General features: G+C 46.1%; 14 protein-coding genes. 7 read left to right on the top strand and 7 right to left on the bottom strand.

The annotated features are described in order from the left end of the window. Nucleotides 1-9: 9 nt before the first annotated feature. Both ACSLBF_RS05130 and ACSLBF_RS05125 read right to left on the bottom strand, forming a co-directional pair. Nucleotides 10-1,089, bottom strand: a complete 1,080-nt coding sequence (locus ACSLBF_RS05130; protein ID WP_440055527.1) for a homocysteine S-methyltransferase family protein — start codon at nt 1,087-1,089, stop codon at nt 10-12. Beyond that, entirely contained in the window at nt 1,079-2,026 is a 948-nt protein-coding gene (locus ACSLBF_RS05125) for a homoserine O-succinyltransferase (RefSeq protein ID WP_440055526.1), read from the bottom strand. The genes ACSLBF_RS05130 and ACSLBF_RS05125 overlap by 11 nt, the downstream gene beginning before the upstream one ends. Before the next feature lie 164 nt (nt 2,027-2,190). Here ACSLBF_RS05125 and ACSLBF_RS05120 point away from each other — a divergent pair, with 164 nt between their 5' ends. The 7 genes from ACSLBF_RS05120 (at nt 2,191) to ACSLBF_RS05090 (ending at nt 11,924) form a co-directional block, all read left to right on the top strand. Continuing rightward, entirely contained in the window at nt 2,191-3,087 is an 897-nt protein-coding gene (locus tag ACSLBF_RS05120) for a DMT family transporter (protein WP_440055525.1), read from the top strand. Between the two features lie 94 nt (nt 3,088-3,181). Beyond that, nucleotides 3,182-4,627, top strand: coding sequence for a metallophosphoesterase (locus ACSLBF_RS05115; protein ID WP_440055524.1), 1,446 nt, complete (start codon nt 3,182-3,184; stop codon nt 4,625-4,627). A 252-nt stretch (nt 4,628-4,879) separates the two neighbouring features. Next, nucleotides 4,880-6,127, top strand: a complete 1,248-nt coding sequence (locus tag ACSLBF_RS05110; RefSeq protein ID WP_440055523.1) for an efflux RND transporter periplasmic adaptor subunit — start codon at nt 4,880-4,882, stop codon at nt 6,125-6,127. 9 nt (nt 6,128-6,136) lie between these two features. Further along, on the top strand, nt 6,137-6,844 hold the full coding sequence (locus ACSLBF_RS05105; protein WP_440055522.1) for an ABC transporter ATP-binding protein: 708 nt from the start codon (nt 6,137-6,139) through the stop codon (nt 6,842-6,844). Beyond that, nucleotides 6,841-9,228 carry an FtsX-like permease family protein gene (locus tag ACSLBF_RS05100; protein ID WP_440055521.1) on the top strand — a complete coding sequence of 796 codons (2,388 nt, stop codon included), beginning with the start codon at nt 6,841-6,843 and terminating at the stop codon, nt 9,226-9,228. The genes ACSLBF_RS05105 and ACSLBF_RS05100 overlap by 4 nt, the downstream gene beginning before the upstream one ends. Nucleotides 9,229-9,282: 54 nt before the next feature. Further along, nucleotides 9,283-10,635 carry a sigma-54-dependent transcriptional regulator gene (locus ACSLBF_RS05095; RefSeq protein WP_440055520.1) on the top strand — a complete coding sequence of 451 codons (1,353 nt, stop codon included), beginning with the start codon at nt 9,283-9,285 and terminating at the stop codon, nt 10,633-10,635. 5 nt (nt 10,636-10,640) lie between these two features. Then, nucleotides 10,641-11,924, top strand: a complete 1,284-nt coding sequence (locus ACSLBF_RS05090) for a sensor histidine kinase (protein WP_440055519.1) — start codon at nt 10,641-10,643, stop codon at nt 11,922-11,924. On the opposite strand, the gene ACSLBF_RS05085 is transcribed toward ACSLBF_RS05090, so the two are convergent. The 5 genes from ACSLBF_RS05085 to ACSLBF_RS05065 form a co-directional block, all read right to left on the bottom strand. Next, a complete protein-coding gene (locus tag ACSLBF_RS05085) occupies nt 11,921-13,009 on the bottom strand; it encodes an NAD(P)/FAD-dependent oxidoreductase (RefSeq protein ID WP_440055518.1) in 1,089 nt (362 codons plus the stop codon). The two genes, ACSLBF_RS05090 and ACSLBF_RS05085, sit on opposite strands and share 4 nt — an antisense overlap. Nucleotides 13,010-13,021: 12 nt before the next feature. After that, nucleotides 13,022-14,992 (bottom strand): LodA/GoxA family CTQ-dependent oxidase, encoded by a 1,971-nt coding sequence (locus ACSLBF_RS05080; RefSeq protein WP_440055517.1) that lies wholly within the window; start codon nt 14,990-14,992, stop codon nt 13,022-13,024. 409 nt (nt 14,993-15,401) lie between these two features. Further along, nucleotides 15,402-16,082: a DUF4376 domain-containing protein gene (locus tag ACSLBF_RS05075; RefSeq protein ID WP_440055516.1), complete on the bottom strand. Its 681-nt coding sequence runs from the start codon at nt 16,080-16,082 to the stop codon at nt 15,402-15,404. Between the two features lie 10 nt (nt 16,083-16,092). Then, nucleotides 16,093-18,858 (bottom strand): hypothetical protein, encoded by a 2,766-nt coding sequence (locus ACSLBF_RS05070; protein ID WP_440055515.1) that lies wholly within the window; start codon nt 18,856-18,858, stop codon nt 16,093-16,095. Nucleotides 18,859-18,873: 15 nt separating this feature from the next. Then, entirely contained in the window at nt 18,874-20,004 is a 1,131-nt protein-coding gene (locus tag ACSLBF_RS05065) for a hypothetical protein (RefSeq protein WP_440055514.1), read from the bottom strand.

Below are 20,004 nucleotides of genomic sequence, written 5' to 3'. Positions count from 1 at the left end.
TCGGCTACCTCAATTCAAGTTACAGGCTTCAAGCCCAGCAAGACGCATACGCACTTCTAGCTCAGGAAGCTGACGTGGCGATGTGCTCGCCAAGCCTTTAGCAAAGGCGCGAATATGTTCTGGCGTGGTCCCGCAACACCCCCCCACGATGTTGATAAACCCGTGCTGACCCCAGTCAACAATTTCTTTCGCCATTTCGTCCGCTTCTAAATCGTACTCACCAAATTCATTCGGTAAGCCCGCATTTGGATGCACAGACGTGTAGGTCTCACATACACGTGAGAGTTCTTCAACATAGGGGCGCAACAGATCTGGACCAAGCGCACAATTAAGACCAATTGAAATTGGCTTGATATGACGAATAGAATTGTAGAATGCTTCAGTGGTTTGCCCAGATAGCGTTCTGCCGGATGCATCGGTGATTGTGCCAGAGATCATCACAGGCAGTGTAACGTCTGCTTGCTCAAACGCCAGTTCCACGGCGTAAGCCGCTGCTTTGGCATTTAGGGTATCAAAAATGGTTTCAATCAAAATGAGATGTGCGCCGCCCTCAATCAGTGCCAAAGTCGATTCAACATAGGCCTCAACCAAACGATCAAAGGTAATATTACGAAAACCTGGATCGTTTACATCGGGAGAAATTGAACAAGTTTTGGAAGTTGGGCCTAAAACACCGGCCACATAACGTGGTTTACTCGGATCTTTCGCGGTAATTTCATCACACACCGCACGCGCCAGTTTTGCCGATTCTACATTGATCTCACGGCTTAGCGATGCCATGTCATAATCTTCCATTGAAATCGTGGTGGCGTTGAACGTATTGGTTTCAATAATATCTGCGCCCGCTTCCAGGTATTCACGATGGATTTGTTTAATAATCTGCGGCTGTGTCAGGCTTAACAAATCGTTGTTGCCTTTGATCAGAACATGCCAGTCTTTAAATCGCTCACCACGATAATCTTCTTCTTCTAGTTTGTGCTGCTGGATCATGGTTCCCATGGCACCGTCGAGGATCAAAATTCGTTTCTCAAGTGCAGCTTTAATTTCAGCGCTCACTTGCTCGCCATTTACAACTAAATTACTCGGCATAATTGTTAGTCCTTACGTCTTGGCTAACTAGGTTTATATCATACGGTGTGGTTTGGTAAACGTAATAGTTTAACCAGTTGGAGAATAACAAAAACGCATGGCTTTGCCATGTTTTTGAAGGCGCTTTAGTTGGGTCATCCGCTGGGAAGTAGTTTTCTGGCTTTGGCGCATCGGCCAATTTTTCACAATCTCTCAAATACTCTTTTTGCAAAGTATCCGCATCGTATTCAGGGTGTCCGGTTAGATAAACTTGGCTACCAGAATGGTTTTTCACCAAGTAAGCGCCAACTTTATCAGAGCCAGCCAACACCACCAGATCTCTACATGCTTGTACTTTTTCAAGCTCAATATGCCCGTAGCGCGAATGCGGCACCAAAAACTCATCGTCAAAACCGCGCGTCAACGCGCCATGATCAAAGTAACATTGATGCTTAAACACGCCACACAGCTTGTTGGCTTTGAGCTCTCGCTTTAGACCGTGATGATGGTACATCGCTGCGTGTGCCGCCCAACAAGAGAATAATGTCGAGGTCACGTGATGCTCTGCCCAATCAAAAAATTCACATAGCTCTTGCCAATAGATCACCTCGTCGTATTCAAGGTGAGCAAGCGGCGCGCCAGTAACAATCAGTGCATCGTAATTTTTGTCTTTGACATCAGAAAAGTAGCGATAAAACATATCTAAATGCTGCTCTGAATTATCCGAGCTGCGATGAGTGTCTAGCCGCAAAAGGTCAACATTGACTTGCAGCGGCGTATTTGCCAGCAAGCGAATAAACTGTACTTCTGTCTCTACCTTGTTCGGCATCAAATTTAGAATCGCCAAACGCATTGGCCGGATCTCTTGCGTCGATGCACGGCTTTGTGGCATCACAAATACATTTTCTTGGCGTAATCGCGCGATTGCAGGTAGAGCATCAGCAACAGTAATAGGCATACAGTTCTCCAGACTGATTGAATGCTGACATTATGAACCGAAACAAAAAAAATTCAACCTCTAGATGTATGGACGTCCATACGTTTTTTGAGATGTCGCAAATATTTTTTATGGATGTCGGTTTACCGTATACTCGCACTCTTTCATTAATCAAATAGAACAACATGCTAGCAATTGGTTTAGGGGAAGGTGCGGCGCTTGCTGCTGCCTTTGTATGGGCGTTTTCAACGCTAATTTATAAACGTTTTAGCCATCACTTAAGTCCATTCGAGTTGAACGTTAACAAAGGAATTATCGCCTCTAGCTTGATGGTCATTTGCCTTGTGATGATGCAGGATACTCAGTACCCGCAAACACTTCACAGCTGGGGCTGGCTTGTTGTCAGCGGTATTGTTGGTATCGCCATTGGTGATAGCGCCTATTTTGCAGCGCTACGAAACATCGGCCCTGCCCGTACTTTGGTCATTGAAAGCCTTGCACCTGCAATGGCGGGCGTACTCAATATCTTGCTGCTGGGCGTATATTTAAGCAAGACCGCATGGCTTGGTATTGCGGTCACTACCGCCGGTGTGATGCTCGCCATCAAGCCAAGCAAAAGCCAGCCCGTACTAGACAAAAAACATTATTTTCTCGGCGTACTCTTCGCACTGACGGCTGCTTTTTGTCAAGCTTCGGGAATGGTGCTGTCAAAAGGTGCATTAAATAATGAAAGTATTGGTAGTCTGTGGGCTGCGCTTATTCGCTTAGGATCGGGTACCTTGGCTGTAGCGCTATTAGTTTCCGTATTAAAACAACACAGTTTATCAAAAGCCTTAACCCTAAAAGGTACTGACGGTAAACACTGGCTGTTTATGGCGATTTTCTTGGGCACTTTCATGGGCCTTTGGCTCCAGCTCTTATCAGTCAATCACACCGATCCTGCCATTGCACAAACTATTTTTGCCACTGCACCTTTGATGGTGATGAGTTTTGGTTTATTACGCAAAGAGCCAATGACTAAAACCATGCTTTGTGGTGGCGCACTAGCGCTATTTGGTGTGTTTCTCTTGCTGAGAGGTTAATAACGCTAATCTACATCAATAGATAATCAACTTATGGAAAATTGTTAGTAAAAGGTTACACTTGAGCGCATATTAATTCATCAAGGAATGTCCTATGCGCTCACTGCTTCTGCTCGCTGCTCTTGGTCTTGGTCTTGTAGGCTGTGCTCAACACTCAAAAGAACACACACCCACTGTGTTGGCGGCTTACACTATGCTTGCTCCGTCAACCTCTGACGCTGTGAATATTTACGCCCGTGTTATTGTCGATGGGGTACTCACTAATTCAGGACAGTGCCCAGCTTTATTATCTGAATCAAAAACCGTGGTAATGAAGCTGCGAGGCCAGCGCCCCGATGCAGATAATTTTCCGGTAACGGTATGCGAGGCAAAGCTGCTGGAAAACACCCAATATCAAGTTGCGGGCACCGACGATATTTTAGGTCCCGTCACACTCAACCCAACTCATATCCAAATTTATGGTGATACTGGCTGTAAGCAAAAACATTGCGCTGATGATTCAGTCGCAGAACCATTTAACACACTCGCCGATATTGGCGCAGGTGAAGCCCCTGAGTTGCTGCTCCACATGGGAGATTATAATTATCGCGGCACCGGAGGGGCTTTATCCGGCGACATTTATGCCTACGATGCGGGTGACGGCGATTTTGGCGGTCCTACTTGCGGTTTAGAAGAAACTTACTACAGCCAAAATGCCAAAAACAGCCCAAAGCCGGATACGTGGGTTGCATGGCAAGCGGATTTTTTCAGTGCGACCAAACTATTGTCATCCACCGCTCCTTGGGTATTTGCTCGCGGTAATCACGAATTGTGTAGTCGTGCAGGCATTGGTTGGTTTTACTTTTTTGGCCCCGGTGCCGAACTAGCAAACGGCATCGCGCCACAACGCTGCCCAGATCAAGGCGATTTCAATCAACCACCAGCTACCGCAAGTGCGCATATTCAGATGATTGACCCTTATGCGTTAGAACTGGAAAACCTCAAACTCTGGGTCATGGATACCGCCAATGCTTGTGACGACAAAGCAACCAATTCGCTCACTGCGCAATATCAAGATCAATATAAGCAACTTCAACTCAATGCTGCGATGACACTTGAAAAACCGATTTGGGTAATGAGCCACCGACCAATTTGGGGCGTCAACAACCCTCAAAAGAATGAAACCCTAAACGTGATGTTGCAAACGGCAATATCGCAAACAGAACAAGCCAGTCTGCCTGACTCGGTAGCCCTGTCACTGGCAGGCCACATGCATATTTTCCAATCTTCCACATTTGTTGAAGGTGCCCGTCCTCCACAATTGGTCATTGGTAATAGTGGCGTTAGTCTAAGTAAAAAACTACCGTTTACTCAGTTTGGCTATACCTTAGATAGTCAAAAAGCAACGGTTAATACCCAAGGCAAGCACGGGTTTTTAGATGTACATATTCAATCAGGCAATGACTGGGAAGGAAAAATGCTGGGTAAATCCGCTAAGTCTTTTCTGAAATGCTCAAGTAAGCTTGCAAAAGCTGGCGCGGTTTGCGAACCAGCAAAATAACGTCGAACCGAACCAATCGCTGCGCAGCACTTTGCTGTGCAGCCTCTGTTTTCAATTATCAACCGTCTCTTGTTATCTCCCTCTCGAATTAGCAAGTTTTCCCACTTTTGAAAATCTCACTTTCGAAAACACAAAAACAACCATACTCTTCTATCGATAAAAATATTAAAAACCATAAAAATCAATGTATTAAATATTGGCATAAAGGTTGATTTAGATATTTCAAACTCAGTTAATGCAATAAGAAATAATATGGATATACAAATCAATACGACACCATCAACCAAAAAAACCTGGCAAATCGCGGTCGGAGTATCGGTTATTCTCAGCCTTGTTATTTGGCTGTTGGTCAATCCAAAAGCACAAGCGTCACTGGATGCTGCACAAGCTTGGTCAGCAACCGTGCAAAAAGGTGACTTGGCAATTACCGTTTCTGGCTACGGTCAGCTGAAATCCAAAAAGCCACGCCTAATCACTGCCATGAGCAATGCGACAGTGGAAGAGTTGCTGCTACGCCCAGGTAGCGAGGTAGCACCCGATTCCGTGATCATGCGCTTGCAAGATGCCGCTTTAACTCAATCACTTAAAGACGCCGAGCGAGCACTAAAGCAATCACAAGACCAATATGCACAAACCCAAATTAATCAAAAACTGGCAGTGTTAGCATTGCAGTCTGATCTGGAAATATTAAAAGCCGATCTTGAAAGTGCAGAGCTGGAAGTTGAAGCGCAAGGCAAACTGGTTGGTCAGGGTGTCGTGTCTAGATTGGATTATCAACGCGCGGTATTACAACATCGTCAACTCAAACGACGCATTGACATCGAACAGAATCGCATTACAGAACTCAGTACACTACATCAAGCCAATTTACAGCTGGCACAATCTAATATCGATTCCCGCCAAGAAGCGCTGGAGCTGGTACAGGATCGCGTGGACAAACTCACCGTTACCGCCGGTATCTATGGGGTTTTACAACAACTCGACGTGGAACTAGGACAAAGCGTCAATTCAGGTACTCAACTTGCCTTGGTTGGTAGCAGCACCGATCTGTATGCGCAAGTACAAGTACCACAAACCTACGCACAGCAACTTAAAGTGGACCAAGCGGTCACAATTGATACCCGCAAAGACAACATTAACGGTACGATTGTTCGCATCAACCCAATGGTCAGCAACGGCAATATTGAGGTCGAAGTTGCCCTGCGTGAACCGCTACCAAGCAGCGCCAGACCTGAGCTAAGCATTGCAGCACAAATACACATAGAACAACGCCAATCGGTGCTTTACATCGAAAAACCGATCGGTGCCAAACCATTCTCAACGGGCTTATTGTTCCGCCTAGATGAAAGCGGTCAACAAGCTCAAGCAATTACAGTAGAATTCGGAGCAGAAACCACGCAGTATATCGAGCTGGTTGCTGGCGCTGAGCAAAATCAGCGTTTCATTTTGTCGGATACGAGCCGCTATCAAACTGAATCCGTGATTCAAATAACTCACTAAGGAAAAACCATGAATAATAAACATGTTATTGAACTACAGGACATCAAAAAGAGCTTTATCCAAGGCGGACTCGAGACACAAGCGCTGCGCGGCGTAAACCTACAAGTCACCGAGGGAGAATATCTCTCTATTTCTGGCCCTTCTGGATGCGGGAAATCTACTTTACTAAATATTTTAGGGCTGCTTGATAACCCGAGCTCTGGGCGTTACCACATTGCAGGTGTCGATGTGAGTGGCCTAGATGTAAACCAGCGCGCAACGCTCAGAAACAAGCATATTGGTTTTGTTTTTCAATCGTTTAATTTGATTGATGAGTTGAGTGTATTCGACAACCTCGCGCTGCCACTAAGATACAGCGATCAAAAACTAGCTAGCCAACAACAAAAAGAACGTATTACACACTGTCTCGATTTAGTAGAAATGGGCCATCGGATCAACCACAAACCCAACCAGCTTTCCGGTGGACAACAGCAACGTATCGCTATTGCCAGAGCGTTAGTGAACCAACCAGACGTCCTGTTGATTGACGAACCAACAGGAAACTTAGATTCGAAAAATGGTGACGCAGTGATGAAGATGCTGACTGCTCTCAACCAACAAGGCACCACCATGTGTATGGTTACTCACGATCCGCGATACGCGGATATGGCAAAACGTAAATTGTACTTGCTTGATGGCGTGATGGTCGACGAAGTGAATTTGGAGATGGCGGGATGATAAAACAAGAAAGTAAATTGGCGTTTTCCGCATTATCCAGACTGCCGGGGTTTAGCCTTACGGTGATTTTAACCCTAGCGCTGACTTTAGCCGCGTTGACTGTGGTGATAAATATTAACCATTTTTTGCTGACCAAACCCTTGCCCTACCCTGACGCGGATAAGCTTTGGGTGACCGATCAGAGTGAAACCATCAACGGCGAGACACAGTATGGTTTCCAAATGCTGCCGACGCAGTATCACATTTATAATGATACTCAGTTTATCGATACCATGGCACTGATGCACTTGGTGTCACCTCGCTTAATGGATGCGCCAGAACGCCCACGCGTTGATATGCTGCGTGTCTCCCCAGAATTTTTTAGTTTGCTTGGCATCAGGATGCACAAAGGACGAGCTTTGAATGAAAACGAGGGAGTAAGTGATGAGCAAAAAGTACTGGTTCTGACTTACGAAGCTTGGCTCAGTAAGTTTAATGCCGACCCAAATATCATCGGTAGCTACACCCAACTTAACCAAACTGCCTATCAAATCATCGGCATTGCCGAACCCGATTTTGAGATACCCGAAATATTTGGTGGCTTTCCTATTGCAGGGTTCAGCAGCTTTCCGACTGCGTTAAGTACAACGACCAATTGGGACAGCATTAGCAGCGTATTTAATGGCATTGCTCGATTAAAAGCAGGCGTGAATATATCTCAGGTTAATCAGGTACTCGGTGAGCAGATCAACACCCTTTATCAATCAAGAGAGGGCGTTGCGCCAGATACCAGCATCGGCGCACGATTTACACCATTAAAAGATAAAATCATTGCCCAAAGCGACGAACTGGCTATTTCACTATTGTTCTCCGCAGGAATTTTAGTATTAATTGCCATCACTAACGTAACCAACTTGTTTTTATCGCGTGCTGCGCAAAAACAGCGCACGATGGCAATTCAAGCGGCACTTGGCGCGAAACCTAAGCATATTTTTGTCAGCATGTTGTTTGAAACATCCATTTTGGTTGGTATTGCCACTGCTTTGGGTTTGCTGAGCGCAGAATGGATAAACGTTTGGTTAAAAGCCGATTTAGGCTATTTGTTTAGCCGTATGCAGCAACTCTCTTTAGATTGGCCCACCATCGTGGTCTCTCTCATCTTCAGTGCAATTGTTGCGGTTTTAATTGCATGGTTAACCAGTCGTCAGGTGAATTATCATGCGCTTACCGACACGTTACATGCCAGCGGTAAGGGAACTGGCGCACAAATATCCGCTCGCACACGTCATGTCTTGGTGGCACTACAAGTCACGTTTGCGACCTTATTGATATTCCTAGCAGCAAACAAACTCATTCCCGCTTACCAGCAAATGACCCATCCAACCGGATTTGATACTCAGCAATTATATTTTGCTCGCATTGATGACAGCGGTACTGACATTGAACGTTATGAGTTAAGTAAACAAATAAAAGATCAGTTATCTCAGCTATCGAGTATTACCAGCGTCAGTGCAAGCCATGCGTCTCCGCTAGTGATGGGCTGGGAAAACTATTTGTTTGATGCCCAAGCTGAGCTTATCGGCATCGTCAGTGTGTCATTTTGGGATGAAACTGGTTTTGACACCATCGGTTTACCCATTCAACAAGGCCGTACCTTTTCACCCATAGACCAGTCTGGTGCAGACAATAACGAAATTATTATTTCGGCATCGCTAGCCAAACGCCTCTACGGTGACGAATTAGCCATATGGAAAACCCTTCATGCTGACCGAGAAGAACCTAGACAGGTGGTTGGTGTAGTTAGTGATATGTATGTACCGCGTGGCGATAGAGGTTATACCTTGGAGCGTTATTACTTGCCAGTGCCAACTGGCGCGAGTAACTACATAATTAAAGCCAAAGGTGAACTCAATAAATCACAGCTAGAAGCCGCACTTAAACAAATTCATCCCAGTTTAAATGTCGCCCAATTACGAGCTGTGGATGACATGCTTTCACAGCGACTAAGACAAACTTGGCTACAAGCCATGTTAACGGTTGGACTATTGATACTCACTTTGAGTTTAGCGGGGGCAGGAATTTACGGCGTACTGAACTACAGTGTGCAAATGCGTCGTTACGAGTTAGGTATTCACTTATCGTTGGGTGCTCATACGCAAACTATTTTGCAAATGATACTCAAGCAAAGCTTGATACCGGTGGCTTCTGGCATGGCTGCTAGCGCGGTTATTGGGCTGATTGGGTACTTGGCTTGGTCGCGTTTTTCAGTGCAAGAAGTGACTTTTAGCTGGCTGTCTATCGCCATCGCGATGCTCGTTATGCTTTTCGTTGCGTTATTAGCGTGTTACCTTCCTGCTAGAAAAGTAATTGCACAAGACCCAATTCGTGCACTGAGAAATGAATAAGTAAGGAAAACAGCAGGTAAGCCGGAGCCGCATTCGCTTACCTGCGACACCATCATGCAAGGTACACTTTTAATTGTTGACGACAAAGCAGATGTTCGTCTGAGCCTAAACTTACTGCTGAAAAATCACGGCTTCCAAGTTCATCAAGCAGCAAGTTTAACTGAAGCCAAAAGTCAGCTGCAGTCGCATTCTATCGATGTTGTTCTGCTCGACATGAACTATGAATTCGATACCACCTCAGGGGAAGAAGGACTGGCGTTTTTGTCTGAAAATAAAACGAATAACGCGCCCTTATTTATCGCCATGACCGCGTGGTCGAGTATCGACTTAGCGGTTGCCGCCATGCAAAACGGTGCCTGTGATTTTTTTGCCAAACCTTGGGATAACCATGCGGTGCTAATGATGGTCAAAAAGCACCTTGGCCTTAAACAAATTCAGCAACGTCAACAGCACTCGCGGACAACAACCCTGGCGACGGAGAGTTCATCCACACTATTGTGGTTTAGTCCTGTAATGCAGACACTTAAAAACAAAATTGACCGCGTTGCAAAAACAGGCGCTAACATTTTACTGCGTGGTGAAAACGGCACAGGTAAATCACAAATGGCGCACTACATCCACCAGCAAAGTCAGTTACAAGGTGAATTTGTTAGCACCAATATGGCGGCAATTCCCGAGTCCTTGTTTGAGAGTGAGATGTTTGGGCATGTCAAAGGCGCGTTTACTGACGCCAAACAAGACCGTATTGGCCGCTTCGCCAAGGCACAGAATGGCACACTCTTTTTGGATGAAATTGGTACGCTCAACGAAGCTCAGCAAACCAAACTATTGCGGGTGCTTGAATCCGCTCAATTTGAAGCGGTCGGTTCAAGCCAAACTCAACAAGCCGATTGTCGAATCATTAGCGCAACCAACGCACCATTAGAGACGCTTATCGAGCAAGGCCTGTTCCGTAACGACCTGTACTACAGAATCAACACCATCGAGTTTGAAATCCCCCCACTGCGAGCGCGCTTGGAAGACATCATTTCGCTTGCAGCACACTTTATTCGCTTACACAGTGAGAAATATCAAGTTCCTGAAAAATCGCTGTCTGCTGAAGCAATACAAGTACTTAAACATTACCACTGGCCGGGCAATATTCGAGAACTCAGTCATGTAATAGAACGCGCAGTATTAATGTCGGATAACGAACAAATTCAAGAACAGGACCTGCAACTAAAAAAACAACCAGCAGAGCCAGATTCGGTTAATCAGTTGATGACCTTAGATGAAGCTGAGAAAAAACTGGTCAAAATGGCACTGAAACAATGCCAAGACAACGTGGAAGATGCCGCAGCACTGCTTGGGATCAGCAAAAGTGCGATGTATCGAAGACTCGATAAATTCGCCATCAAAACGCGGTGAGTCAAGTGAAAAAACCAAGCTATGAGCGAGCACTGAATATTACTTTTGCCACAGTGTGGCTACTCATCACCGTATTAAGCGCTGCTTTATGCACTCAATCTGACAAACCATTATTACTTAGTGCAACTGTGGCTATGTTATTTTTATTGCCGCTGGCGCTGATACTCTACAAAATAAAGCAGGTTATTACCCAACCCTTATATCGGCTGAGTTCGGTACTTGAAGCGATCGGTTTGGAAGACTATGGGCAACGTCTAGCCTGTACCGACAAAGACGGAATACTGCACGAGCTGCAACAACAATTAGATGGCCTTAACATCCAGCTCCAAAGCCATAAGTCCGAGCGGGATCATCAAGCCATCACCGTGCTAAGACTTATTGAACAGCTACCCAGTCCTATCGCGGTCTTTGATGAGCACTTAGGTCTGGCGCACGGTAACGAAGCATTCTCAAATTGGATTGGCAAACCGTGGCAAACACGTCGCTTAGCAAAAGCTGAAAAGTTTGGCTTAACCTTAACTGAGGGGCGTTGGCAATTTAACGATACCAGCTTACAAGCGGAATGGCAGATAAAACACAGTAAACTCAAAATTGCCAATGAGAATGCACATTTAGTCGTGCTGACCGATGTACACGCCGTAGTCAGTCAAGCACAAAGAGAAGCATGGCAAAAGATGATCAGAGTATTGAGCCATGAGATCCACAACTCACTGTCTCCAATCAAGTCACTGGCACAGTCACTCAAAGAAATGCCTACCACCGACGAGTTTGAAGACGATGCCCAGCAAGCGTTAGAAGTGATCGTTCAACGTAGCGACAGTCTGATGACGTTTGTTAATCGTTACGCCAGTGTCGCCACCCAACATCACATTAACCTACAACCTCTGCGTGCGAATGCGCTGTTGCCTCCCATCGTCCAACTGTTTGAACCTCAGTGCTCATTACAGCTGAAAAATGATTTTATGCTAAGGGTCGATCAAGCACTAATTGAACAAGTGCTAGTTAACCTTATCAAAAATGCCATTGAAGCCAGTCCTAAAGGCGCTCAGATTATCCTTTGTGGCTATCAAGATGAGCAATATACCGTATTAGAAGTGCTCGATCAGGGTCACGGCATCAAAAACAAAGACAATTTATTCGTGCCGTTTTACACCACAAAACCAAGGGGTAAAGGTATTGGACTCAGTTTATCACGGCAGATTGTTGAACAGCACGGCGGCAAGCTCACGTTAGAAAACAGAAGCCAGCAACAAGGCGCCGTCGCAAAAATCACTTTGCCACGGCGTTAAACTAACACTTGTGGCTGATCAGCCATTAAACTTTGCCCGTAAAACAGGGCTCTGTGCTCCAAATAACGCAGCCAAACTCTATCCATTTGCGATTGAAACAACTTACCACTGTGCCGCGAAGTCAGACCATATTGCAACAGCAGCTCTGCTAACTGTATCGCCGACGTCATGGCATGAAACATCCCTTGTGATGACAGCGGATCAAAACTCATTCCCGCATCACCGAGAGCATACCAACCTTCGCCTGCCAAGTGCTCTAATCGCGACGAGTTAGCGCTCACCATGTGTTTTAACGATGCCGACTGCGGCTCGATTAAATCAATCAAAGGGGCAAACCCTCTCACCTGCTTTGCTTTATCTAAAAACTGTGCCGAACAAGTAATATTTGCCGCTTTAATCACCTCAGCACAGGCTTGCCAAGAAAACACCCGAGGCTGACTTTGCGCCGTTCGCCCTGAAATTGGCGCGCTGTACCACCAGCCGTCAGACTCATCGCTGATCAGCGCAATCCGTTTGTTAGAGCGCACATTGGCAGTGAGCCACAGTGCCATTTGCTTGTCGTATTGATAACGCTTTTGACCTAGCTGCCTTACTACCGCATGAGAACGACCCGTTGCATCGATTAAAATGCTGGATTGTAGCTTGTGTGAACGCTCTGATTGCACAACGTCTAATTGCCACTGTGAAGACGTATAATTAACTTCCCCCAGTTTTGCAGGCCAAAAACAAACGGCTTCACTGTCGCTTAGCTCAGCTCTGAGTTGCTGTTCAAAATACTGACGAGATAAATGCCAACCAAGTCCATCGGGGTTTTTGACATTATCAATCATGGAAGGTTGCGCGACCCCCCAGTACGACAAAATGCCGTGGCTAAGCAAATGCTCAGGTGAGTCGAGCAAATGTAAAAGCGATAGCTTTTTCAGCACCCGTGCAGCGGCGGGTGGTAAGCACTCTCCTACTTTTTCAGGTGCTTGAGCGCACTTGTCAATCACCACCACACGGTACTTTTTGCAAAGTGCCAGAGCGGCAATGCATCCAGCAATGCCCGCTCCAACAATCACAATATCTGCTTTAACAGATTCCATAGCAACTCAGCGCTAGCGCTTTTTATTCAAGCGGTTAGCTTTGTCGGTTTGCGATAAATCAGGACGACACTTAGCCGCAGGTTGACCCGCGAATGTGGCTAACTTATCAGCCTTTGTTTTAGCATGTTGCTCTGACTTAGTCGGGGTTAATCCCACTTGCATGGTGGTTGGGAATCCGGTTACGCCAGTTTGGGTTTTTGGTAGCACAATCGCTAAATCCGCAAAACCGGTGATCATGCTGTTGATCTGCGCTTCATAATTGGTCGATGGGCCAATGGGCAAATCATCAAGCCAGAATTCACGGTCATTAAACGCGGCTTGTCTGGTGTTCATATCCAAACGCTCATCAACTACTTTTTGGTAGTTTTCTTCGTTGAGCATATTGTTTGGCACACGCGCTGGCCAAAAGGTTGGTAAGTAAGGGTCATAAGCTAAGTTGTAACCATCGCGACAACTGGCGGTGTCGGTTTGCCAAGGAATAGCCATCCATCGAGTAATGCCACCAGCGATTTGACCATTAACGATTGGCCCACCCGGTTGCAAGGCGATTTGTGAGGTCATCACCGGACCAAAATTAACATCATGAGTCGGGGCGGTATTTGCGGCATGCCTTAGACGAAACGCTTCGCTATACATGCCTGCAGTGCGCATCGGCCACGTCATTTCGCATCCCGGATGAAAGGCATCGGCAATACAAAATTCCATCGCCGCTTTGGTGAGCATATCCGGCTGTTCTGCCACTGGCAGTTCTTCGATACGTGTTGGCGGTTTGCGCGCTGGGTCATAATCCGCGACAAAGTGACCTTCTACCCACTGTGCAAGGGCATTGAGCTGGATAGCAGTCAATGTCACAAATTGACGCGGAGAATCATTAGCGTCTACCCCCATCGCATCGCCGTAAAGCCAAGGCCACTGCTGCGGAGAAAGTGCTGCATATTGCGGGTTCCAAGTTTGACGTGTGGTGGTGCCTTGATCCGGCGTAAAAGCGGTATCTAAGCGACGGAAGTTATTAAATAAGGTACGACGCGCTTCTTGCCACTTTTCACTCGGATCGTTAAGTCTGGCAAGCCAATGTTCAGAGGTAAAATCAAACGGGCTGTCCCAGCCAAACCCAGCGGCAAATCCGGCATTCACCCATTGTAGGTCGGTAAGGCGTTGGAAAATAGGTAGGATATCTTTGCTAAACGAAGGTTTGTAAGTTGGTGCTGCTAGCATGTCGGCATCTACTGCCACTTGGCGCATTAAGTCCCACATGGTGCGAACAGACTTTTGCATTGGCGCGTAATCTGGCGGCGCACATACCACCCATGCCGGTTTAACCGTTAACGACTGACCTTGATAGGTTACCTCAGCGGTAATTGGGCCGTCGGACGTATCATCATACCAGCCATCGTTATTACCAAAAGTTACCGCAGGTTCACCCTTGAGGTTTTCAGATTTACCATGACCACCGAGCATCAGTAAACGCCCTTTTGAGTCGGTACGCATTTCACCAAGGTAAACATCTTTACCTTCAAATAAACCAAAAAACTTAGAAGTTGCACCGTCGATATTGCAACCTTCAACCGCGCTTTCGCCACCATCAATCAGTAAGGTACTGCGGTCTTTAACTTTTTGGTTGCGCAGTAAACTAGGTGGTGCATCGGCAGCTTCTGGAATATCCAGCGCCAACTGAAATTCATACCAAGACGCTTTTTGGTTAGCCAGTCTCGCTTGCCAGTTAATGCTGGTTTCAGCATCGTGCAACAACTCTTTAACTACCTCGCCTTGGGCATTTAAACCATAAACCCGAAAACGCGCAGCTTGGCGCTTTAACGCCCCTGTGCTATCGCGGTAAAAGCTCATGTCGTTAGCAATGGGTTCATCAACTTCTGGGCCAATAAAGTATTCAGTTGGGCTGTTACCGACGCGCATCACGCCAATTGGCGGATAAATTGCGGCAGATACAATGGTTTGATCTTGGTGATGGGTGTGATGGGTCATAACCATATCCTTTGTGTGGGGGCAAAATAAGTCGCGGCAAAAAAGCCACAAAAATCCCGGACAAGTGTAGACATAGTTCATTGCTTAGCAAATTACGATTGATTACAGGAAGATGTTGTAGTTTGGAAGGAGGTCAGAGCCTGACTTATTACCCTCAATGGTAGTTTAGTAAGGATGACCTATTTGCAGAAAGGAATACTGCCTAAGTCGTTGACGCTTAATCATTAGCGCGTCAGTTACTCAGGCAGCATTAATTGACACCCCACGGAGCGCAGGGAGAAGGGAAAGTAACAAATTTGTAATGTGGAAGTTGAGCGGGATCTCAGCTTGGTAATTGCAAGGCCGTTATACCGCTATACAGATATAAATTGGTCTAGCGCGGCAGCGCGCATACCGTTTTTTTAATGAGCTATTCAACCCAAAGTTCAGTTTGTCTTTGTGCTGACAGTCGACAGGCTTGTGCAAGCTGCGCTTTTGTGACGTTAACGGTTTGATTGTCGGCCAATATCCATGGGGTTGTTTCACTGTCTTCAAGCAGTAATACCGCCCTTGCCATGCGTTGTTGACTCAGCTCGTCACCGTCAAACTCCATGCCGTCTACTTCAACGGTGATGGCGGCGACGTTTTCGGCTCGTTGGGCTTTAAAGCGTTCGCGCTTTACTCTTGCGATGTGTTCTTCTGAATGTGCAACGGTTGCAGGGTGGTAATAGGCGATGCGCTTTTCGTCATCGTACTCTGTTCTGGCTTCGCACTGCTCCGTGGTGAGTTCTTGGTCTATCTCAACAATCACTGGACGATATAGCTTTCTCCTGAGCGCAATATCAATAACAGGTTCGTCAGATATGGTTGGGACATCCATAGGCTCTTCAGGGTTTTCTGCATTATGAGCCTCAGCCTGTTGAATGGCTTGTTGTATCTCCGGTAATGATGCTTGCCATGCTGAATAGGCTTCAGTATGTGCTGCGTCCTCTTGTTCAATGGCGACTGCTAACACTTGGTCAATTTGCTCTCTTGGATGGCGGAGCATGATTTTGGTTTGCACATCCGCATAGGTTACGGGTGTTTGGTTTTGCGTTTCTAGTGGTTCCATTTTCTACTCCTTAACCGTTGTGGGCGATGCCGATTGGCAATTGGGTGTGGTGGCAGAATACTTTGACAGTGTTACCGTTAAGGTCGGTTTTGACGTTTTCACCATCGATAATTGGAATGGTTTGGTCGTCACCCCAATCCGTACCGTTGTGTTTAAGTTCTGCGCCGTGGAATTGCAGGTAAAGCAGGCCGTTTTTTTCTGTAGTTGAATAAAGCGACTTAACCAGCGGAGAATGATTTCCTTGTGCAGGTATAGCGATATCACCGTGTTTAGGCTGGTATCTATGATGAGCGTTTAGTTTGTTGTCATCTACCACCCTATAACCCGCGACCTCTCCAGCGAACACTTGAGCAGGATCAAGCGTTGCTTTTCCTATTAACCCCGTTAAGGAACTCGTTAGTCTATTACCTTCTCTAGGGTTGGAGTGAGTTGAAGCATATACATCACCAACTTTCCCAATTAGCATCGAGTTCTGTGCAGGCTCAGTAAAAGCGGAACTTGTCTGATAGCTCCATAATTCTACTGAGGCACTAGACGGTGCAACAATTCTGCAATTTTTTATGCTAACGATTGAAGAGCTAGTAACGCTCCAACTTTGCCCATTGTCATAAGTTACAATCAATGTCGCATTTTCGTTATTTGATTTGCGATTTAATGAATATTGTTTTGTACTACCATCTGGAATTTCTGGTATCCACTGTCCAATCACGCCATCGGGGAATGTGGCAGCGATATTTTCTGGCGAGCCGATAATGTCTACCCAAGGGAGAGAGTCGAATTCAGCACTTTGAGCTTCGGTTGGGAAAATAATTTCGGCTTTGATTGTACTTGCAGACCCCTCTGAAAACCAAAGGTAGTTTCCTGTATTTTGGTTAATCATAGCTAAATGTTGGTTACTATTTGCTATGCGAAGCTTATCAACAATTAACCATGTGTTAAGTGCTACTCCACCGCCAAATGTTGTCAAATCTGTATCGCCAGCATCTATAAATTTAATCGCAAATGGTGAGCAAGAAACCGTCGAATCTTTCGGGTATGAATCTAAATATCTGGCCGCATCATAGAATATGTCCTTGCCTATTAGCGATGAAGGGGTAACGTAGTTTCTTTGATAAACGTAAATTGTACCCATTGAGTGGTGACAAAAGCCGGTTTTTACCTTTGTAAAAGGTACTTTCTCTTTCCCGCGTAATGTGCCCGCAACCGCTTTGCGCATGGTGTCATCGCGTAGTTGGTTTACATCGAGTTTATTCGCGTTTAGGCGTAGGTCTTCAACTTGGCCTGCGTAAATGGTGTCGTGAAATTTGTACTGGTCTGGACGGCCGCTATACCCTAGGCCAAGGGAAGCCTTGGCAAAGCCAAGCTCCCCCATATTTCCTCCGCCATTATTTGCTAGTCGATTAAAACAGTCAAAAGTTGAGTTTATTGGGGTTAGCTGTTCATGCACTTCATACCATCTATAGTAATACCCTCCGCGAATACGACGTCTACCAGTTCCCATCGGGTTATAACTAGGATGATACGCCCCTTGGTTTAGGCGCTGGACAAGGGCAATCGGAATAGCAAAGCCAGAGTCTGGCCCCTCAGTAATGAATCGACCAATATCTGAATTACCTGGAGAATCCAAATTATTCGAGGTCATAAACATCGAGTAATTCGCTGGGTCATAATCAACCAAATCACGGTCATTGCCTGTATATTTAAATCTTCCTGCAACATTTGAATATGGTTTCCCATGTATACCAAGGAATTTTATGTATGAAGAGCCTTGTGCGTTGGGCCTTACTACTCTCCACGCATCACTCACACCTTCTATTACCCGCATTCTATAACGCACCTGAACATACGCTTTTGCTTCTGGGTCGTAGTAGATATTGTGTTCTGGTTCGCCTAGGAAGGTGGCTTTTTGTTCGTCGGTCAGGGTTGACCATTTCGCACCGTAACCTTTGGTGTTTTGGTCCCATTCACCAAATGTGGAATAGCCTTGTTCGACTAGGTTATTTAACAGTCCAACCCCTTTATAGCTACTTGCGCCGTATTGGACATTGCCCAATGGGTAGACCACATCTTTATCGGCAATTTTTTCATGCCAAGACTCTAAAAACACCAAGTCTTTACGCGAGGTAATGACCTTATTAGTGTCGGTCTCGGAAGCAAAGGCTACTTCAGCATTACTGTGTTGAGTCACAGTGCCGGTTGCCGAGTCATAGGTTTTAGTGCCATCAGGGGCTGGGGGGAAAGATATGGACAAACATTCGATATCTCGTCTATTGGCGGTATAAATTCCATTAAGCGAATGAACTACTCCATCTACAACAGCTTGAGCAGCCTTACTTTTGCTCACACCTGTCATATCTTTATAGTCTCTTCCTATAAACAGGTAACTTTGAAATCCAACCGTATCACTGGCATACATTCCGTGATTAATATGCAAGTTTTGATCAGGTGACGCCTTCCCCCATTCAACAAACCCGCTCCCTGCATATTGCTGCTTGCGCATCTCCCTTAACGCATCAAATTGCGCTTTGGTCATAACATGGGGATTAGGGTTGATGCTTTGTGCATCTGCAATCAGTGATTTAAGCGTGGGTACTTGGTGGGTATTGCCTGCGAGGTCTTTGAATGTGGTTTCGCCGGTTTGGGTTTGCCAATCAACTAAACTTTGATGATTGTGGGATAGGTTGTCGTGGGTTGCTTGATATTTATCGTTTAGCTGCTGATGAGCCGTCGTTACGTCACTTAACGCATTGACTGCATCGATTAATTCGGTGGTCATAGTTACCTCTGGTATTTACACTGGGAATAATTGGTTAATTGTTTGCGAACTGAGAGAGTCGTTAAGTAGCGCCGTAAATGCTTGGTTGAGGTTGGCATTTTGCTGCATCAAGGTGTTGATACTCAGCGCACACAATGCTGCATTGGCTTTGCTATGTAGCGCATCGAGCGATACTTGTGTCGATTGCTGCGACACTTGTTGGCTTGTGCTTTCAAGTTCCGATGCAGTCTGCTCAATGGACTCTGCCAATGAACCTACTTGTGACGCCTGTTGACTGACTTGGTCATGCCTCAATACCATGCGGTCGTGCATGATGGTAGCTCTATTTTCTACCTCAATGGCTTGCTGCTTTGAAGCGGCAGCTCGTTGCGATGCTTGTGCTGCTAACAATGACGATGCTTGGCTGTGAGTTTTATCCAGCGCGACCGTATTTGCGTGTTGTGCTACATTGGTTTGTTGTGTATCAATGGTTGCACGTGCGCTTTCAATTTGCTGAGCTTTTGCAACGACCTGCGCTAGATTTTCATCTACCTGCTGTGATAGCTGCTGCACACCATTGTGTTTGATGACAACTTGACTGTGTAATGCATTTGACTGCTGATATTGTTGGTTCAGCTCAGCAATATTTGGCTCTAGGGACTCCAAGCTTTGCTGATTATGCGCAATCGCTTGCTCCATATCAGCCAGCGCATCACTGGCTTCCAAAGCTGTCTGCGCCAGCTCGGCAATTTTTGTGGGCGTTGGGATTGCGGTTGTTTGACCAAGAAAATTAGTAATTTCATATTGGTCTTCCGTACTGGCAAACCACCCCGTTAATTCCCGCTCGCGGCGATGCCATTTGGCTTGTAGCTCGGTTAAGCTTTTTGCCAAGCGTGCCGTGGTGGTTTGGGTAAAGTTTTGCACTATGCCGTAACGCAAATTGCTAGCACTGCTAGGCGAGTTAAATGCTTGCCCGTCTAGTGTGGCAAGGCGCAACTGGGTGTCGCTGAGTACCTCGGCTATCTGTAATATGTAGTCTTGCTCGTTAAGCTTGATATAAAGCAAGTCCCCGGGTTGTGCCTTTGCAACACTGATAAATTGCGTATGGGCACCCTCTATCACAGCGCTGTTTTGCACAACGCTGATTTTGCCAATTGAGTAGGCCAT

The sequence above is a fragment of the Pseudoalteromonas sp. T1lg65 genome (genome assembly GCF_051930985.1).
Taxonomy (GTDB): Bacteria; Pseudomonadota; Gammaproteobacteria; order Enterobacterales; family Alteromonadaceae; genus Pseudoalteromonas.
The sequence above is the reverse complement of the archived record's forward strand: the minus strand, read 5'-3'. Positions and strand labels throughout refer to the sequence as shown.

Bases quoted from the DNA above. Each gene is read 5' to 3' on its own strand.
- ACSLBF_RS05130 (WP_440055527.1), bottom strand. From the start codon at position 1,089: ATGCCGAGTAATTTAGTTGTAAATGGCGAGCAAGTGAGCGCTGAAATT.
- ACSLBF_RS05125 (WP_440055526.1), bottom strand. From the start codon at position 2,026: ATGCCTATTACTGTTGCTGATGCTCTACCTGCAATCGCGCGATTACGC.
- ACSLBF_RS05120 (WP_440055525.1), top strand. From the start codon at position 2,191: ATGCTAGCAATTGGTTTAGGGGAAGGTGCGGCGCTTGCTGCTGCCTTT.
- ACSLBF_RS05115 (WP_440055524.1), top strand. From the start codon at position 3,182: ATGCGCTCACTGCTTCTGCTCGCTGCTCTTGGTCTTGGTCTTGTAGGC.
- ACSLBF_RS05110 (WP_440055523.1), top strand. From the start codon at position 4,880: ATGGATATACAAATCAATACGACACCATCAACCAAAAAAACCTGGCAA.
- ACSLBF_RS05105 (WP_440055522.1), top strand. From the start codon at position 6,137: ATGAATAATAAACATGTTATTGAACTACAGGACATCAAAAAGAGCTTT.
- ACSLBF_RS05100 (WP_440055521.1), top strand. From the start codon at position 6,841: ATGATAAAACAAGAAAGTAAATTGGCGTTTTCCGCATTATCCAGACTG.
- ACSLBF_RS05095 (WP_440055520.1), top strand. From the start codon at position 9,283: ATGCAAGGTACACTTTTAATTGTTGACGACAAAGCAGATGTTCGTCTG.
- ACSLBF_RS05085 (WP_440055518.1), bottom strand. From the start codon at position 13,009: ATGGAATCTGTTAAAGCAGATATTGTGATTGTTGGAGCGGGCATTGCT.
- ACSLBF_RS05080 (WP_440055517.1), bottom strand. From the start codon at position 14,992: ATGACCCATCACACCCATCACCAAGATCAAACCATTGTATCTGCCGCA.
- ACSLBF_RS05075 (WP_440055516.1), bottom strand. From the start codon at position 16,082: ATGGAACCACTAGAAACGCAAAACCAAACACCCGTAACCTATGCGGAT.
- ACSLBF_RS05070 (WP_440055515.1), bottom strand. From the start codon at position 18,858: ATGACCACCGAATTAATCGATGCAGTCAATGCGTTAAGTGACGTAACG.
- ACSLBF_RS05065 (WP_440055514.1), bottom strand. From the start codon at position 20,004: ATGGCCTACTCAATTGGCAAAATCAGCGTTGTGCAAAACAGCGCTGTG.